Here is a 15,850-nt window from a genome sequence, read left to right on the forward strand (position 1 = left end):
GACGGGGTGGCGTCGACGCCCGCAGCGGGCCGTTGGGTGGCCCGAGCCGTGGCGGCGTCGCCGTTCGGCACCGCACCGCCGACACCGTCGCCGGCCCACGGCGCGGTGGCGTCGGGCGCGGTGCCGACGTTCGAGCCGGACGATCGTCGCGCCGACCAGGCCACGGTGAGCGCGCTGAGGGATGCCGCGGCGGCCAGCGCGGCGAGGTACGCCTCGTGGTGCACCGGCGGCACGACGCGCAGCGCCGTGAGCACCCCGAGCACGAGTGCCCCGACCAGCCAGACCCGCCCGGTGGCCCGGACCGTGGTCGAGCGGGGCAGCACGGCCAGCAGCAGGGCGGGCGTGCCCACCAGCACGACGACGGTCAGGCCGAGCACCGGCCAGAGCCAACCCACCCGGTCCCGTCCGAAGCCGAGCAGCACCTGATCGGTGAGCCAGCCACCGGTCTGGGTGGCCACCGTGACCGCCACGGTCCAGCAGCCGACGAACACGGCCGCGACCACCGGCCACGGGGAGTTGCGGTCGCCGAGCCCGGGATGCGCAGGTTGACCATGCATCCGGAAACCCTACGACCACCCCGAGCAGTCGCGAATCGAAGAACCGCGCAGATCCTGGGACAGTTTCCGGCAGCCGCTGACGGAAACTGTCCAAGATCTTCCGCGCGGGTCGAGCGGAAGGAGGCGGGCTGCGCGGGCGGCGAATGCCGACCGGCCGGCACGGCGGTTACGGTGGATGGGTGCGTGACCCCAACATCTCCCGATCCGTCGCCGGGCAGCTCTCGCCGGTCCGCCGTACGGCCGACCTGCGCCGACTCCGCGCCGAGCGCTTCGACGTGCTGGTCATCGGGGGCGGGGTGACAGGTGCGGGCGCCGCCCTGGACGCGGCGTCCCGGGGCCTGAAGGTGGCCCTCGTCGAGGCCCGCGATTTCGCCTCGGGCACGTCGAGCCGATCCAGCAAGCTCATCCACGGTGGGCTGCGCTACCTGGAGCAGTTGGAGTTCCACCTGGTCCACGAGGCGCTGACCGAGCGGGGCCTGCTGGCGACCCGGCTCGCGCCGCACCTGGTCCGCCCGGTGCCGTTCCTGGTGCCGCTGCCGGCCGGCCGCGGCCTGCGGGACCTGCCCGCGCGGATCTTCCGCCGCTCCTACTACGGCGCGGGCGTGGCCACGTACGACGCCTTCGCCGGCCTCTTCGGCGGTGGCCGGGGCATGCCGCTGCACCGGCACCTGACCCGCGAGGGGGCCCGGCGGATCTTCCCGAGCCTGCGGGCCGACGCGCTGGCCGGGGCGATCCGCTACTACGACGGGCAGGTCGACGACGCCCGGCTGGTCGTCACCCTGGCCCGCACCGCGGCCAGCCTCGGCGCCACAGTGGTCAGCAGCGCCCGTGCCGTCGGGCTGATCCGCCAGGCGCGGGAGGTCACCGGCGTCCGGGTCCGCGACCTGGAGGCGCCCGCCGGGTCCCCGGACGCCGAGTTCGAGGTGCAGGCCCGCACGGTCATCGCCGCCACCGGTGTGTGGAGCGACGACATGTCCCGGATGCTCAACGACGTGGGCCTGCGGCCCGGCGTCCGGGTGCGCGCCTCGAAGGGGGTGCACCTGGTGGTGCCCCGCTCGGCGATCACCGGCGAGACGGGGCTCATCCTGCGTACGGCACGGTCGGTGCTCTTCGTCATCCCGTGGGGCGGGCACTGGATCATCGGTACGACGGACACCGACTGGCGACTGGACAGATCCCACCCGGCGGCCTCGGCCAGCGACATCGACTATCTGTTGGAGCAGGTCAACACCGTGCTGGACCGGCCGTTGACCACCGCCGACATCGAGGGCGTCTACGCCGGGCTGCGGCCGTTGCTGGCCGGTGAGGCCGACTCCACGTCGAAGCTCTCCCGCGAGCACGCCGTGTTCGAGCCGATGCTCGGGCTGCTGCTGGTGGCCGGCGGTAAGTACACGACGTACCGGGTGATGGCGTCCGACGTGGTCGACCGGGCCGTACGCCGGTTGGGTGGCGCCCGCGCGTCGCGTACCGCCGACCTGCCGCTGCTCGGCGCGGACGGCTACCCGGCGATGTGGCGCGACCGGGCCGACCTGGCCCGCCGGCACGGCGTGCCGGTGGGCGTGGTGGAGCACCTGCTGGAGCGGTACGGCACCCTCACGCTCGACCTGCTGGCGCTGATCGACGCCGACCCGTTGCTGGCGTCCCCGCTGGCCGGTGCTCCGGAGTACCTGGCGGCGGAGGTCGCCTACGCGGCGCGGGCCGAGGGTGCGCTGCACCTGGAGGACGTGCTGACCCGACGGACCCGGATCTCCTTCGAGACCAGCCACCGTGGCCTGGAGTCGGCCGAGCACACCGCCGAGCTGATGGGTGCGGTGCTCGGGTGGGACGCGGCGAGGAGCGCCCGCGAGGTCGAGAACTACCGTGCGCGGGTGGAGGCGGAGCGGCAGTCCCAACTGATGCCGGACGACGCCGGGGCGGACGCGGCCCGACTGGGCGCACCTGACGTACGGGGTTACGCGGCGGACCGGGGTGACGACGACCAGGCCGAGCTGCGCCCCACGCCACAATGACCGAAAAGTAACGTTACCGAGTGGTAACTATCGATACCGGCCCGGATGGTGGTTTCGAACGCTACCTACGGTGGGGTAGGTTTCCGCGCGTGCTGTACCGCGCGCGCCCCCGTCTCCTCACCCCCCTTCTTGCCGTGGCGCTCGCCGTCGCCCTGGCCGGGTGTTCGCTGTTCGGCGGCGACGACGCCGACAAGCCGGTCGCCCAACCGCCGGCCGGCTCGGCCGCCGGTGTGCCGGCGCCCGAGATCCCGACGACAGTCGCCGCGGGCCAGGTCAGCCTGATCCAACGGCTCGGCGCCGACGCCCCGCTGCGCACGTTGAGCGTCGAGCGGGACGGCTCATGGCAGTGCCTCGACTGTGCCGGCGACGGGGTCACCTCCCGGGGCAGGCTGGCCGCGGAGCAGACCGAACGCCTCCAGGTCCTCCTCGCCGATCCCCGGCTCGCAGAGGAGACCGACCAGGTCCGGCGGTACCGGACCACCTGCATCGACGCGCTGACGTCCAGCCTGCTCACCTCGTCCGGGCTGGTCACCTCCCAGGACTGCCCGGGTGAGGAGCGCCCGACGGTGGCGGGGGAGATCCTGTTGCTGCTCACCCAGGCGACCCCCGCCGAGGTCAAGGGCTGACGCGGCCCGTCAGAGCACCTTGCCCGGGTTGAGCAGGCCGGCCGGGTCCAGCGCCGCCTTGATGGCCTGGTGCACCCGGACGCCGACCGGGCCGATCTCGGCCGCCAGCCAGTCCCGCTTGAGCAGCCCCACTCCGTGCTCGCCGGTGCAGGTGCCCCCCAGGGCCAGGCCGAGCCGCATGATCTCGTCGAACGCCCGCCGGCCCCGCTCCACGCTCGCCGGGTCGGCCCGGTCGACGACGATGTTCGGGTGCATGTTGCCGTCCCCGGCGTGCCCCACCACACCGATCGGCACGTCGCAGTCCGCCGCGATCCGGGCCACCCCGTCCAGCAGTTCGGCGAGAGCGCCCCGCGGCACCGCCACATCGTCGATCACCAGGCCGCCGTTGCCACCCGGGTGGGTGTCGGCGGCGAACTTCTCCATCGCCGGGTGGGCCAGGCGGCGGGCCTGCAACAACGCCGCGGCCTCCAGCGCGTCGGTGGCCGCGTAGACCTCCTCGGCGCCAGCCGCCTCGCACACCTCGGCCAGGGCCGCCAGGTCGTCGCCCGCCCGGTCGCCGGTGTCGGCGGCGGCCAGCAACACCGCCTGCGCGTCGGTCCGCAGCCCCATCGGCTGGTACGCCTCGATCGCCCGCAGGTGGGTCTGGTCCAGCAGTTCCAGCAGGCTGGGCGTGAGGCCCCGCGCGGCGATCCGGGCCACCGCCGTGCCGGCCGCCGCAGTGGAGCCGAAGACCGCCACCAGGGTCAGCGAGTCGGCCGGGGCCGGCCGCAGCGCCACGGTCACCTCGGTGATCACCCCGAGGGTGCCCTCCGAGCCGACGAAGAGCCGCGTCAGGTCGTAACCGGCCACCCCCTTGGCGGTACGCCGCCCGGTGCGCAGCACCTCGCCGGAGGCGAGCACCACCTCCAGGCCGAGCACGTACTCGGTGGTCACGCCGTACTTCACGCAGCACATGCCGCCGGCGTTGGTGGCCACGTTGCCGCCGATCGTGGACGACTCCCAGGAGCCGGGGTCCGGCGGGTACCAGAGGCCCTGCTTGGCGACCGCCGCGGCGAGCGCGGCGTTGACCACGCCGGGCTGGACCACGGCGATACGGCCCACCGGGTCGATCTCGCGGATCTCGTCCATCGCGACGGTGCTGATCACCACCGCGCCGTCCACCGCGTTCGCCGCGCCGGCCAGCCCGGTCCGCGCGCCCTGCGGCACCACAGGTACGCCGTGCCGTGCCGCCGCCCGGATCACCGCCACCACCTGCTCGGTGGTGCGGGGACGGGTCACCACTGCCGGGACTCCGGCGGCGCAGAGGTCTGCCTCGTCGCGCTGGTGCAGGCGCAGCAGGTCCGGGTCGGTGAGCACGGCGTTCTCGCCCAGGGCGGCGCGCAGGTCGTCGAGGAGTCCGGTGGGGGCCATGCCGCCGAGGCTAGGTCGCCGACCACCGATCATCAACGCGGGCTAGCTTGGGCACCATGCTCTACCTGGACCGGCCGGCCTGGCCGTGGCGCGGTCGACTCTGGTCGCACCTGATCAGCGACGTCTCCTACGCCGAGTTGCACGCCTTCGCCGAGGCGCTTGGCGCACCCCGGCGCGGCTTCGACCGGGACCACTACGACATCCCGGCCGACCGGTTCGCGGCGGCGGTGTGGCTCGGGGCCCGGGTGGTGCCGAGCCGGGAACTCGTCAGGTTGCTGCGCGACGCGGGACTGCGTCGCCCGAAGCACCTCGTCACGCCGCGTTCGTCGGCGATCCGCTGAGTGCGGCCAGCTCACGGCGCAGGTTGTCGCGGGCCGGCTGCTCCCACCGGTCGGCGAGCGGCGGCAGCCGGAACAGCGCGGGCAGCGCCAGCAGCCCGGTGAGCACGGCGGCCCGTCCCGTCCGGAAGGCCGAATCGGGCACGTGCGCGTACTCCCGCCGGATCGCCGCCGCGTAGCTGTCGTAGGCGGCCGGCGGCCCGGCCAGCACGGCGAGGTCCGCGTCACAGAGCAGGGCGCCGTCGCGGTCGCCAGGGCCCACGGCGTGCCCGGCGGTGAGCAGGACCAACCGGCGCACCTCGGCCACCGCGGGCGCCGGCACCCCGAGCCCGGTGAGCAGGTTCCCGGCCAGCGCAGCGCTCTCCCGCTCGTTGGTGTCGCCGGGGGCCCGCGGGTCGTAGACCGCGTCGTGGCACCAGGCGGCCAACCGGACCAGGTCGGGCCGGTCGGCCGACGCGGCGTGCCGATCCACCACATCGAGGACGGCGCTCAGGTGCGCCACCGTGTGGTACTGCCGGTGCGGCTCCCGCCACCGGGCCAGCAGCTCCTCCCCGGCCCGGGTGGAGCGCTCGTCGGGTCTCGCCCCGGCGTCACGGGCCGCCGCCCGCCACCGGTCCAGCAGATCGGCCACCGCCCGAGTCTGCCGCATCCGTGCGCCGCACGCGGGAGAGAGGATTCAGGCCCCCCGCCACGGGTAGTCGCGCCCATGGCGGTGGCCCGGGACAAGAAACCTCCGGTGGTACGGCGTACCCCGCTGCGCGAGGGCCTGGTGGACGTCGACGGGGCGCGCATCGCCGAAGCCACCCAGCAACTGCGGCACCGCGGCCGGGCCACCCTGCACGACCGGCTGCACCGGGTGCGGATGGCGGGTGGGCTGGCCGTCCAGGCCGGGTTGGCGGCCGGGCTGGCGTACCTCGTCTCGCACAAGTTGCTCGGCAACCCGCAGCCGGTCTTCGCGCCGATCTCCGCGGTCGGCACGCTCGCCGCGTCGGTCGGGCAGCGGTTCCGCCGGACCGTCGAGCTGATCGTCGGGGTGGGCGTCGGGGTGTTCGTCGGCGACCTCCTGATCTACTTCCTCGGCACCGGGGCGTGGCAGCTCGGCCTGGTGGTCACGGTGGCGATCCTGCTCACCATCTTCGCCGGGGCGAGCGTGGCCATCGTCATCCAGGCCGCCGCCACGGCGGTGCTGATCGTGACGTTGAGCCCGTCCACCCAGAACCTGGAGATCCCCCGCTTCGTCGACGCCTTCCTCGGCGGCGGCATCGCGCTGCTGGTGACGGCTGTCCTGTTGCCGCTGAACCCACTGCGTGTGATCAACCGGGCCGCCCGGCCGGCGCTGGACCTGCTCGCCGCCCAGCTCGACGCCACCGCCGACGGGCTGCGCGACCGGGACCGGGCCGGCATCCAGCGGGCGCTGGAGCGGCTGCGCAACAACAAGGACGAGCTGGCCACCCTGGCCGAGGCGATCGAGGGCGCGAAGGAGACGGCCACCCTGTCGCCGGCCCGCTGGCACCGCCGCGGCGAGCTGATCCACTACGCGGAGGCGGCCGACCCGATCGACCGCGCCATGCGTAACAGCGGCACGCTGATCCGCCGGTCCGTCACCCTGATCGAGGACGACGAGCCGGTGCCGGATCCGATGCCGGACGCGATCGGCCACCTCGCCGAATCGGTCCGGCTGCTCAAGCACGAGTTCGCGGCGGGCGAGGAGCCGCAGAAGGCACGGGAGCGCTCGCTGCGGGCCGTCAGCGAGGCCGGCCGGGCGTACGGGGCGGGGGTCGGCTTCTCCGGGAGTGTCGTGATCGCCCAGATCCGGACCACGGCGAGTGACCTGCTGGTGGCCTCCGGGGTCGAGCAGGAGGAGGCGAACCGGTGGATCCGGACGGCCTTCGGGGAGCAGGAACGGCCGGTCGGCGAACCGGCCGAGCCGGGCGAGGCGCCGAAGCCACCCACCGCCCCGCCGGTCGGCTGAGCGCGGGCGGCGGGCGTCCGGGGCGCGACTCAGCCCGGCGCACGCGCAGGCTCAAGCCAGCTCGGCTCAGGCCAGCTCGGCGAGCGCGGCCAGTAGGCGGTCGACCTGGGCGGCGGTGCTGCCCAGGCCGATGCTGGCGCGCAACGCGGTCGGCGGAAGATCCCGCCGGCCGGTACGCCCGGCGGCCTCGCCGAGCAGCCGCCGGGCCAGCGGGTGGGCGCAGAACAACCCGTCCCGTACGCCGATCCGGTGTTCGGCGGCCAGTCGGGCGGCCACCGCGGCGGAGTCCCGGCCGGCGACCACGAACGAGACGATGCCGACCCGGGGCGCGTCGGGGCCGAACGTGCGCAACTCCACCACGTGCGGCAGGGCGGCGAGGCCGGTGCGCAGCCGGGCCAGCAGCGCCTGTTCCCGGGCGGCCAGCGCGACCCGGTCGGCGTCGGCCAGCGCCGCGCACACCGCAGCCAACGCCACCGCGCCCAGCAGATTCGGGGTTCCGCCCTCGTGTCGGGCCGGGCCGTTCGCCCAGGTCACGTCGTGGGTGGCCGGCCCGACGTGGCTGGTGGCGCCGCCGCCGGCGAGGTACGGCGCGGCGGCGTCCAACCAGTCCGTGCGGCCGATGAGCACACCCGTGCCGAACGGGGCGTACAGCTTGTGGCCGGAGACGGCCAGGTAGTCCACGTCGAGCGTGTGCATGTCGACCGGGGCGTGCGGGGCGAGCTGCGCGGCGTCGAGCACGATCCGGGCGTTGTGCAGGTGGGCCACCCGGGCCAGCTCGGCGACCGGCCACAGCTCCCCGGTCACGTTGCTCGCCCCGGTCACGGCGACCAGCACCGGCAGCGCGGGGTTGCTGTCGCGGCGCAGCTCGGTGAGGGCGGCGGCGAGAGCGCGGACCGCACCGGCCGGGTCGGCGGGCACCGGCAGGCGCACCGAGCCGCGTGGCCAGGGCAGCAGGTTGGCGTGGTGCTCACCCGCGAAGGTGACGACTGTCGTGCCGGCGGGCAGCGCCCGGGCCAGCAGGTTGAGGGCGTCGGTGGTGTTCCGGGTGAAGATCACGTGGTCGTCGGCGCGGGCGCCGAAGAAGTCACCTACCGTCTGCCGGGCCCGCTCGTAGGCCAGGGTGCAGCGCCGCGACAGCGCTCCCGCGCCGCGGTGCACGCTGGCGTACCAGGGAAGCAGTTCGGTGACCGCGTCGGCCGCGGCCCGCGCGCACGGCGCGGTGGCCGCGTAGTCGAGGTTGATCTCGCCGGGCACGCCGAGCACGTCGAGCGCCGCCGACGGCTGGGGCGCGACGGTGGGCAGGGCGGGGAGCGAGGGTACGAGGGTGACGGACACGCCGGAACCTCCGGGGTCAGGGACCCCGGGTGTGGCCTCGGGACGGGGTCCGCGCTTGCCCAGCACGCCGATCGGGCTGGGCCCGGTCATCACCCGGGGCACCCCACCGCGAACTCGACGAGGGTTGCCGGCCAGCAAGCCGGGGCTTGACGCTGGCGCTCGTGACCTGCCGGCAGCATAGCGGCTGTGGATGCGGCCGAACCAGCCGGCGGCGGATGGCTACGCTGACCGCATGGCCGACACCCCGCCCGGTGCACCCCTACCGTCGCCGCCGCACCCGCCGGCGGCCCCGCCCGTCGGCGGGCCAACCGGGATCCCGCCGCGCCGCTTCGGCTGGCTGCGGTTCCTGGTGCTGGCCGGGGTGGTGCTGTTCATCGCGGCGTGCGCGGTCTTCATGGTCATCACCCTCGGCCAGTCGCTGGGCTTACAGGCGCTGCTGGTCGGGGTGGGCGCCGCGATCCTGCCGGTGCCGGTGCTCGTCGCGTGCTTCCTCTGGCTCGACCGCTACGAACCGGAGCCCCTGAAATACCTGATCTTCTGCTTCGCGTGGGGCGCGTTCGTCTCCACCGCCGCCTCGTTGAAGGTGAACGAGTTCGCCGCCGGGCGGTTCGCCGACTGGGGGCTGCCGGACGCGCTGACCGGCGTGCTGGTGGCGCCGTTCATCGAGGAGCTCACCAAGGCGCTCGGCCCGATCCTGCTGCTGGTGTTCCGGCGGCGGGAGTGGTCCGGGATCACCGACGGCCTGGTCTACTGCGGGCTCTCCGCGGTCGGCTTCGCGATGGTGGAGAACATCCTCTACCTGGGCGGTTACGGCTACGCGGCCGGCGCGGACCGGTACGGCCCGGCGACCGGCGCCCAGCAGGTGATCGCCATCTTCATCGTGCGGATCCTCCTGTTCGGATTCGCCCACCCCCTCTTCACCTCGATGACCGGTGTGGGGCTCGGTGTCGCCGCCCGGACGGCCGACCGGCGGGTCCGGGTGCTCGCCCCGATCGCCGGCCTGCTGCTGGCGATGATGCTGCACGGCACGTGGAACCTGCTGCCGACGCTGACCCAGGCCACCGGCGAGGCCGTGATCATGCTGTACGGCTTCCTGGGTCTGATGGTGCCGGTGTTCTTCGGCGTGGTCGGGCTGGCCGTGTGGCTGCGCGCCTGGGAGGGGCGGCTCACCGAGCGGACGCTGCCCGACTACGTCCGCGCCGGCTGGTTGAGCCCGCCCGAGGTGGCCGCGCTGAGCAGCCTGGGCCGTCGGCACGCCGCCCGTAGCTGGGCACGCCGGGTCGCCGGGGACGCCGGGGTGCGGGCGATGCGCGGATACCAGCTCGCCGCGACCCGGCTGGCCCTGCTGCGCGACGGGACGCTTCGTGGTCTGGACCGGAAGCCCGCTGACCGGGAGCGGACGTTCGCCGAGGAGCGGCAACTGCTGGAGGCGATCACCGCGTACCGGTCGTACTTCGTGGGTCGCGACCCCCAGGCCCCGGTGGGTGTCTGGGACGGCAGCCGTTACCACCTGCGCTTCCCGGACGGTACGCAGCGACCGGTGGACGCGCCCGACGAGCCGGTCGTGCCGATCCCGGTGGTGCTCGCCCCGCCGCCGCCTCCGATGGGCTACGCGCCGCCCAACTGGCACGGTCTGCGCCCCGCAGCGCCATGGCCGCCGCCCGGTCACCCCTGACGGCGGTCGGCGGGCTCAGGTCATCAGCGTGGTGAGGAAGTCACCGAGCCCCTGCGCCATCGCGATCAGCGCGGCCCCGATCGCCTTGAACATCTGCGCGGCGCCGTCCGGGCGGAACGCCATGAAGTAGATCAGGAACGCGACGCTGCCCCAGGTCAGCAGTTTCTTCACGAATACCGGCATCGTCCCTCCCCAGGGCCCACGGTCGCCGGCTGGCTTCCCGCGCCACGGGCCGGCAAACGGCGCGGTGGTGTCCGCCGGCCAGGGGAGGTGCGTCAGAGATAGAGACCTGTGGAGTCGTTCTCGATCCGCTCGGCGGCCACGGCGTGCACGTCGCGCTCCCGCAGCAGCACGTACCCGCGGCCGTGCAGCTCGACCTCGGAACGGTCGTCCGGGTCGAAGAGGACCCGGTCGCCGGAGACGATGGCGCGGACGTTCGGCCCCACGCCGACCGCGGTGGCCCACGCGAGGCGCTTGCCGACCGCGGCGGTCGCCGGGATGACGATGCCCGCTGTGGAACGGCGCTCGCCCTCGCTGCCGTCCATGCGTACCAGCACGCGGTCGTGCAGCAGGCGGATCGGCAGGCCGGCGTCGAGATCGTTGTCGGCGGTCACGCCGCAGAGGCTACCGTGTGGCCGACGGGGGCCGGCCGGTGGTTACGCAGGAGATGGTCGGGGCAATGTGTGGCTGAACTGTCCTACGGTGTCGGGAACGGACGTATGCTGTCCGACCTGTCGCCGTGGGCGGGCCGGGTTTTCTGCCAGGAGGTGCGTTTGAGCCGCTTCGAGCGGGTACGCGGGCGGCTTCGCCGCGCCTACCAGTCACGACAGGAGTCGGCGCGCGTCGACGAGGGCACGTTGAGCGAGGAGTTGAGCGACGTGTCGGGGGCGGCCGGTGTGGCGTCCCCGGCGGTGCCGGGGCCGACCGCAGCACCGAGCGCCACCGTCTACGGCGCGGATGCTGCGGCGGAGCTGCACAGCTCCACCGCCAGCCGGGACGACGCCGACGTCCCGCACGGGCTGCGGATCGCCGCCGCGTGGTGCTGGCGGCTGATCGTGATCGGTGTGGTGGCCTGGGCCCTGCTCAGGATCGTCGGCACGATCAAGATCGTGATCATTCCGCTGGCCATCGCGCTGCTGCTCTCCGCGTTGCTCGCGCCAGCGGTGGGCTGGCTGTTGCGGGCCCGTTTCCCCCGGTCGCTGGCGACGGCGGTGGTGCTGGTCGGCGGCCTGGTCGCAGTCATCGGCACGCTGACGCTGGTGGTCAACGAGTTCATTCGCGGTGTACCCGAGCTGAGCGAGAAGTCGTCGGAAGGCGTCCGGCAGATCCAGAACTGGCTGAAGACGGGTCCGCTGCACCTCTCCGACACCCAGCTCGACCGCTACATCGACGAGGCGCAGGCCTGGATCAACGACAACACCTCGAAGTTCACCAGCGGTGCGCTGAGCACCGCGGCGACGCTGGCCGAGGTGCTGACCGGCACGCTCCTGGTGCTCTTCGCGACGTTCTTCTTCCTACGCGACGGCAACCGGATCTGGCGCTTCCTGGTCCGGCTGCTGCCGGTGGCCGCCCGGTGGAAGGTCGACGACGCCGGCCGCGCCTCCTGGCAGACCCTCGTCGCGTACGTCCGCGCGACGGTGCTTGTCGCCTTCATCGACGCGGTCGGCATCGGCATCTTCCTGGTCATCTTCGACGTGCCGTTCGCCTTCCCGCTGGCGGCGCTGGTGTTCCTCGGCGCGTTCATTCCGATCGTCGGCGCGGCGCTCTCCGGCGGCGTGGCGGTGTTGGTGGCGCTTGTCGACAGCGGCCCGGTCACCGCGTTGATCATCCTCGGAGCGGTGATCGGCGTGCAGCAGATCGAGGGGCACGTGCTTCAACCGCTGATCATGGGGCGGGCGGTCGCCCTCCACCCGCTCGCGGTGATCATCGGCATCGCAGCCGGCGTGGTGCTCGCGGGCATCACCGGCGCGCTGGTCTCGGTGCCACTGATCGCCGTGCTGAACACCGCGGTCCGCCGACTGGCCGCCCGCACGGTCCCGGACACCCCACCCGACGCCGTGGTGGTAGCCGCGCAGGCCCCCTGACCCTTCTCCGCGATCTTGGGGGTGGGGTGGGGCAGGGCGTGTTTGGTTAGGTTGTGGCTAGGCGTTGCAGGGCGCCGCGGGCTACCTCGGGGCGGGTCGTGTACCAGAACGGGGGCAGCGAACGGCGCAGGAACGGCCCGTAGCCGCGCGCCGTCTCCAGCCGCGAGTCGAGCACCGCGACGACTCCCTTGTCGCCGGTCGCCCGGATCAGCCGGCCCACTCCCTGCGCCAGCCGGACCGCCGCGATCGGCACGCTGACCGCCGCGAAGCCGGAGCCGCCGCCCGCGTCCACGGCAGCGGCGCGGGCCGCCGCGAGGGGTTCGTCCGGCCGGGGGAAGGGCAGCCGGTCGATGACCACGAGCTGGCAGGCGTCGCCCGGCACGTCCACCCCCTGCCAGAGCGACATCACCCCGAACAGGCAGCTGGACCGCTCCTCACGGAACCGGCGGACCAGCAGCGGCAGCGCCTCCTCGCCCTGCAACAACACCGGCAGGTCGGTCCGCGCGCGCAGCAGCTCCGCCGCCTGCGTCGCGGCCCGCCGGGAGGAGAACAACCCGAGAGTACGACCACCGAGCGCCTCGACGAGCCCGAGCAGCTCCTCCCCGGCCGCGTCGGGCAGCCCGGAGACGCTGGGCCGGGGCAGGTGCGCGGCGACGTACAGGATGCCCTGCCGGGCGTAGTCGAACGGCGAGCCCACGTCCAGCGAGCGCCAGCCCGGCCCCTCGGTCGCCGGGATGGTGGCGGGATCGGCCAGCCGGCGGCCCGGTGTCTCGGCGGCCGGGCGGCCCGCGCCGGTGCGGGCGGCCAGCGAGGCGGCGGCCGGCGACGCTGGGACCGGCGGCGCGTCCAGCCCGAGGGCGCGGGCCACCGTGTCGAACCGGCCGCCGAGCGCCAGGGTGGCCGAGGTGGCCACGACGGTGCGTTCGTCGTACAGGTGGGTGGCGAGGGTGCCGGCGACCGACAGGGGCGCGACCACCAGGGCCCGTCGGCTGCCGCTGTCGTTCTTCTCCACCCAGGCCACGTCGTGGTCGGCCTCTTCGAGGAGCCGCTGGGCGGTGGTGGAGAGCTCGTCCAGCGCGGCCTTGGCCTGCTGCTTGCGGACCGGGTCGGGATCGTCCGACTTGACCTCGCCGATCGCGTCCAGGGCGGTGCGGGTGGCCGCGTCGAGCAGCGTGCACGCCTCGCGCAGCGGCGTCGGCAGGCCGGCGGTGAGTCGACCGGCCGGGGCCTCGGCCAGCCCGACGGCGAGGGCGTCACCGGCGGCGGTGAGCGCGTCGGCGGTCTCCGGCCGCAGCAGCGTACGGGCCCGCCGGGTGGTCCGGTCAATCAGCTCCGGCACCAGCTCGGCCTGCGCCGCCGAGGAGACCCGGTCGGCCAGCTCGTGTGCCTCGTCGACGATGAGCAGCTTGTGCGGCGGGACGATGTGCCGGTCGGCCAGCATGTCGACCGCCAGGAGGCTGTGGTTGGTCACCACGATGTCGGCCTCGCGGGCGCGGGCCCGGGACGCCTCGGCGAAGCACTCCGCGCCGAACGGGCAGCGGGTCGCGCCGACGCACTCCCGTGACGGCATGGAGACCAGCCGCCACGCCTGGTCGTCGACGCCCGGGTCCAGCTCGTCGCGGTCGCCGGTGTCGGTCTTCTCGGCCCAGTCGCGCAGTCGCTCGATCTGCTTTCCCAGCCGGCCCGCCTCGCCGAGCCACTTCGTGCCGCCGCCGGGGCGGGCGGCCGGGGCGTCGAAGAGGGTCTCCTCCGGCTCGTCCGCCGTGGAGTTGTCCAGCCGGGCCAGGCAGAGGTAGTGGTGCCGGCCCTTGAGCACCGCGAACGTGGGGCGGCGGCCGAGCAGCGGCTCGACGGCGTCGGCCAGCCGGGGCAGGTCGTGGTCGACGAGCTGGGACTGCAGGGCCAGGGTGGCCGTGGACACCACCACCGGGCCGTCCACGGTCAGGGCCGGCGCGAGGTAGGCCAGCGACTTGCCGGTGCCGGTGCCCGCCTGCACGAGCAGGTGCTCACCGCTGGTCACGCACTCCTCGATGGCGGTCGTCATCTGCTGCTGGCCGGGCCGCGCCGTGCCGCCGGGGACCGCGCCGACCGCCGCCGCTAGCAGGTCCGTGCCGCTGGGCCGGGCACCACGCCGCCGGCTCCCGCCGCGGGCCGACGGGGTGGCGGAACCGGTGGCGGTGCGGGGCGGAGTCACCGTGCGACGGTACCCGCCGCCGCCGACACCGACCGTGCCCATCCGTCCGCGTGGCGCGGACCACCCATCGACCCCGCTGGTCCACCCCGTCCGGTTACGGCCGTGCTACGACGCGTGGGCAGTATCGGTTAGGGTGCGAATCATGCCGAGCGACGTGGTCCGAGTGATCTACCGCAAGTACGACGGCAGCGCGCACCGTGACTACCCGGCCCGTCGCCTCGCGGAGGACGACCTCGGCATCTGGCTGGGCGTCCCCTTCGGCACCGAGTCGGTCTACCACGGCCGGCCGTCGGTGGAGAAGATCCCCTTCGTTCTGCTGGTCCCGCACCACGCCTGGTGGACGTGCATGTTCAACCCGCCGCCACGGACCAGCGAGGTCTACTGCGACATCGCCACCCCGGCCCGCTGGGAGTCCGACGACACCGTCCACCTGATCGACCTCGACCTGGACGTGGTCCGGCGACGGGCCACCGGTCTGGTGGAGCTGCTCGACGAGGACGAGTTCGCCGAGCACCGGGCCCGTTTCGGCTACCCGCAGGACGTGGTGGTCGAGGCCGAGGCGGCGGCCCAGTGGCTGTACGGCGCCCTCGGCGACGGCACCGAGCCGTTCGCCACCTCGTACCGCAAATGGTTGGCGCTGGTGGTCTGAGCCGGCGCGGGCTCACCAGCGCGGCGGCCACCTGTCGTCGTCGCCCAGCGGCGGCAGGCCGGCCAGCTTCTCCGGGTTGAGCTGGTTGAAGATGCCGGTGATCCGGCCGCCGTCGACCGAGAACGCGGTGACCAGCCGGATCGGCCGCCCGTCGCTGTGCGCCGTCTCCAGCAGCAGGCCGAGGACGCCGTCGACGAGCACCGGGCGGGACCGCATCCGTCGCGCGTACCGCCCCCTCTGGCCGAACAGGCCGAGCGTGAAGCGGCCCACCGTGTCCGCGCCGACCACCGGCCGGCGGGCCGTCGGGAAGTGCCCGCCCGAGTCGCCGATCAGGACCACGTCCGGCGCGAGCACCCGCAGCAGCGGATCCAGCTCGCCGGACTCGGTGGCGGCCACGAACGCCGCGAGGACGCGTCGCTGCTCGGCCGGGTCGGCGGTGTGCCGGGGCGCGTCCGGCGCGGCGACGGCCCGGCGGGCCCGGGAGGCGAGCTGCCGGGCGGCCACCTCGCTGGTGCCGAGGACGTCCGCCACCCGCGCGAACGGCACTGCGAACACGTCGTGCAGCACGAACGCGAGCCGCTGTTCGGGCGCGAGGCGTTCCAGCAGCACCCGCAACGCCGTGCCGACCTGGTCGGTGCGGACGGCGCGTTCGGCGGGGTCGGGGGCGTACCCGCCGGTCGGCGGCCCGCCGTCCAGCGGGCTCACGACCGGTTCCGGGAGCCACTGCCCGGGGTACGCCTCGCGGCGGACCCGCGCCGAGCGCAGCACGTCCAGGCAGAGCCGGGCGCAGGTGGTGGTCAACCACGCGGAGAGATCGCGGATCTCGGCGCGGGCGGCCGGGTCGGCGAGCGCCCCGGCGTAGCGCAGCCAGGTCTCCTGCACCGCGTCCTCGGCCTCGCTGCGGCTGCCCAGCATCCGGTGGGCCACCGCGAGCAGCCGGCCCCGCTCGGCCTCGAACTCCGTCGCCAGGTCCCGCACGACCCACCACCCTCCCCCGAGCG

The 15,850-nt window shown here is 74.3% G+C and carries 14 protein-coding genes, 1 pseudogene and 1 riboswitch; of the genes and pseudogenes, 7 read left to right on the plus strand and 8 right to left on the minus strand.

Going from position 1 to position 15,850, the window contains the following annotated elements:
- Positions 1-557, minus strand: a pseudogene (locus B0E54_RS24310) (peptidase S8); the annotation flags it as partial.
- A gap of 194 nt (positions 558-751) precedes the next feature.
- On the opposite strand from B0E54_RS24310, the gene B0E54_RS24315 reads away from it, so the two are divergent.
- A complete protein-coding gene (locus B0E54_RS24315) occupies positions 752-2,566 on the plus strand; it encodes a glycerol-3-phosphate dehydrogenase/oxidase (protein ID WP_234588354.1) in 1,815 nt (604 codons plus the stop codon).
- An 89-nt stretch (positions 2,567-2,655) separates the two neighbouring features.
- Positions 2,656-3,192: a hypothetical protein gene (locus B0E54_RS24320; protein WP_234588310.1), complete on the plus strand. Its 537-nt coding sequence runs from the start codon at positions 2,656-2,658 to the stop codon at positions 3,190-3,192.
- A 9-nt stretch (positions 3,193-3,201) separates the two neighbouring features.
- Here B0E54_RS24320 and B0E54_RS24325 read toward each other — a convergent pair whose 3' ends face one another.
- Positions 3,202-4,602 carry an FAD-binding oxidoreductase gene (locus B0E54_RS24325; RefSeq protein ID WP_234588312.1) on the minus strand — a complete coding sequence of 467 codons (1,401 nt, stop codon included), beginning with the start codon at positions 4,600-4,602 and terminating at the stop codon, positions 3,202-3,204.
- Positions 4,603-4,658: 56 nt separating this feature from the next.
- Between B0E54_RS24325 and B0E54_RS24330 the strand changes: the two genes are divergently transcribed.
- On the plus strand, positions 4,659-4,943 hold the full coding sequence (locus B0E54_RS24330; protein WP_234588316.1) for a DUF4031 domain-containing protein: 285 nt from the start codon (positions 4,659-4,661) through the stop codon (positions 4,941-4,943).
- Here the strand turns inward: B0E54_RS24330 and B0E54_RS24335 are convergent.
- Complete coding sequence (locus tag B0E54_RS24335) at positions 4,915-5,589, minus strand: metal-dependent phosphohydrolase (protein WP_255787586.1); 675 nt, start codon at positions 5,587-5,589, stop codon at positions 4,915-4,917. The two genes, B0E54_RS24330 and B0E54_RS24335, sit on opposite strands and share 29 nt — an antisense overlap.
- A 120-nt stretch (positions 5,590-5,709) precedes the next feature.
- Between B0E54_RS24335 and B0E54_RS24340 the strand changes: the two genes are divergently transcribed.
- Positions 5,710-6,912 carry an aromatic acid exporter family protein gene (locus tag B0E54_RS24340; protein ID WP_234588355.1) on the plus strand — a complete coding sequence of 401 codons (1,203 nt, stop codon included), beginning with the start codon at positions 5,710-5,712 and terminating at the stop codon, positions 6,910-6,912.
- A gap of 66 nt (positions 6,913-6,978) precedes the next feature.
- On the opposite strand, the gene B0E54_RS24345 is transcribed toward B0E54_RS24340, so the two are convergent.
- A complete protein-coding gene (locus B0E54_RS24345) occupies positions 6,979-8,214 on the minus strand; it encodes an aminotransferase class V-fold PLP-dependent enzyme (RefSeq protein ID WP_234588356.1) in 1,236 nt (411 codons plus the stop codon).
- A 79-nt stretch (positions 8,215-8,293) separates the two neighbouring features.
- A riboswitch (SAM riboswitch) is annotated at positions 8,294-8,414 on the minus strand.
- A gap of 23 nt (positions 8,415-8,437) precedes the next feature.
- Here B0E54_RS24345 and B0E54_RS24350 point away from each other — a divergent pair.
- Positions 8,438-9,922 carry a PrsW family intramembrane metalloprotease gene (locus B0E54_RS24350; protein ID WP_234588320.1) on the plus strand — a complete coding sequence of 495 codons (1,485 nt, stop codon included), beginning with the start codon at positions 8,438-8,440 and terminating at the stop codon, positions 9,920-9,922.
- A 15-nt stretch (positions 9,923-9,937) separates the two neighbouring features.
- Here the strand turns inward: B0E54_RS24350 and B0E54_RS24355 are convergent, their stop codons facing one another.
- Positions 9,938-10,105, minus strand: a complete 168-nt coding sequence (locus B0E54_RS24355; RefSeq protein WP_234588321.1) for a hypothetical protein — start codon at positions 10,103-10,105, stop codon at positions 9,938-9,940.
- A gap of 92 nt (positions 10,106-10,197) precedes the next feature.
- Positions 10,198-10,536, minus strand: a complete 339-nt coding sequence (locus tag B0E54_RS24360; protein ID WP_234588322.1) for a co-chaperone GroES — start codon at positions 10,534-10,536, stop codon at positions 10,198-10,200.
- Positions 10,537-10,689: 153 nt separating this feature from the next.
- Here B0E54_RS24360 and B0E54_RS24365 point away from each other — a divergent pair, with 153 nt between their 5' ends.
- Positions 10,690-12,006, plus strand: coding sequence for an AI-2E family transporter (locus tag B0E54_RS24365; protein WP_374109312.1), 1,317 nt, complete (start codon positions 10,690-10,692; stop codon positions 12,004-12,006).
- A 46-nt stretch (positions 12,007-12,052) separates the two neighbouring features.
- On the opposite strand, the gene B0E54_RS24370 is transcribed toward B0E54_RS24365, so the two are convergent.
- Positions 12,053-14,242, minus strand: a complete 2,190-nt coding sequence (locus tag B0E54_RS24370; RefSeq protein WP_234588324.1) for an ATP-dependent DNA helicase — start codon at positions 14,240-14,242, stop codon at positions 12,053-12,055.
- Positions 14,243-14,342: 100 nt separating this feature from the next.
- Here B0E54_RS24370 and B0E54_RS24375 point away from each other — a divergent pair, with 100 nt between their 5' ends.
- The gene (locus tag B0E54_RS24375; protein ID WP_234588325.1) at positions 14,343-14,849 is read left to right on the plus strand and encodes a DUF402 domain-containing protein; all 507 of its coding nucleotides are present in this window, start codon (positions 14,343-14,345) and stop codon (positions 14,847-14,849) included.
- Between the two features lie 12 nt (positions 14,850-14,861).
- Here the strand turns inward: B0E54_RS24375 and sigJ are convergent, their stop codons facing one another.
- Complete coding sequence (gene sigJ / locus B0E54_RS24380) at positions 14,862-15,827, minus strand: RNA polymerase sigma factor SigJ (RefSeq protein ID WP_234588326.1); 966 nt, start codon at positions 15,825-15,827, stop codon at positions 14,862-14,864.
- Positions 15,828-15,850: the final 23 nt, after the last annotated feature.

This window comes from Micromonospora sp. MH99, from assembly GCF_021442385.1.
Classification (GTDB): domain Bacteria; phylum Actinomycetota; class Actinomycetes; order Mycobacteriales; family Micromonosporaceae; genus Micromonospora.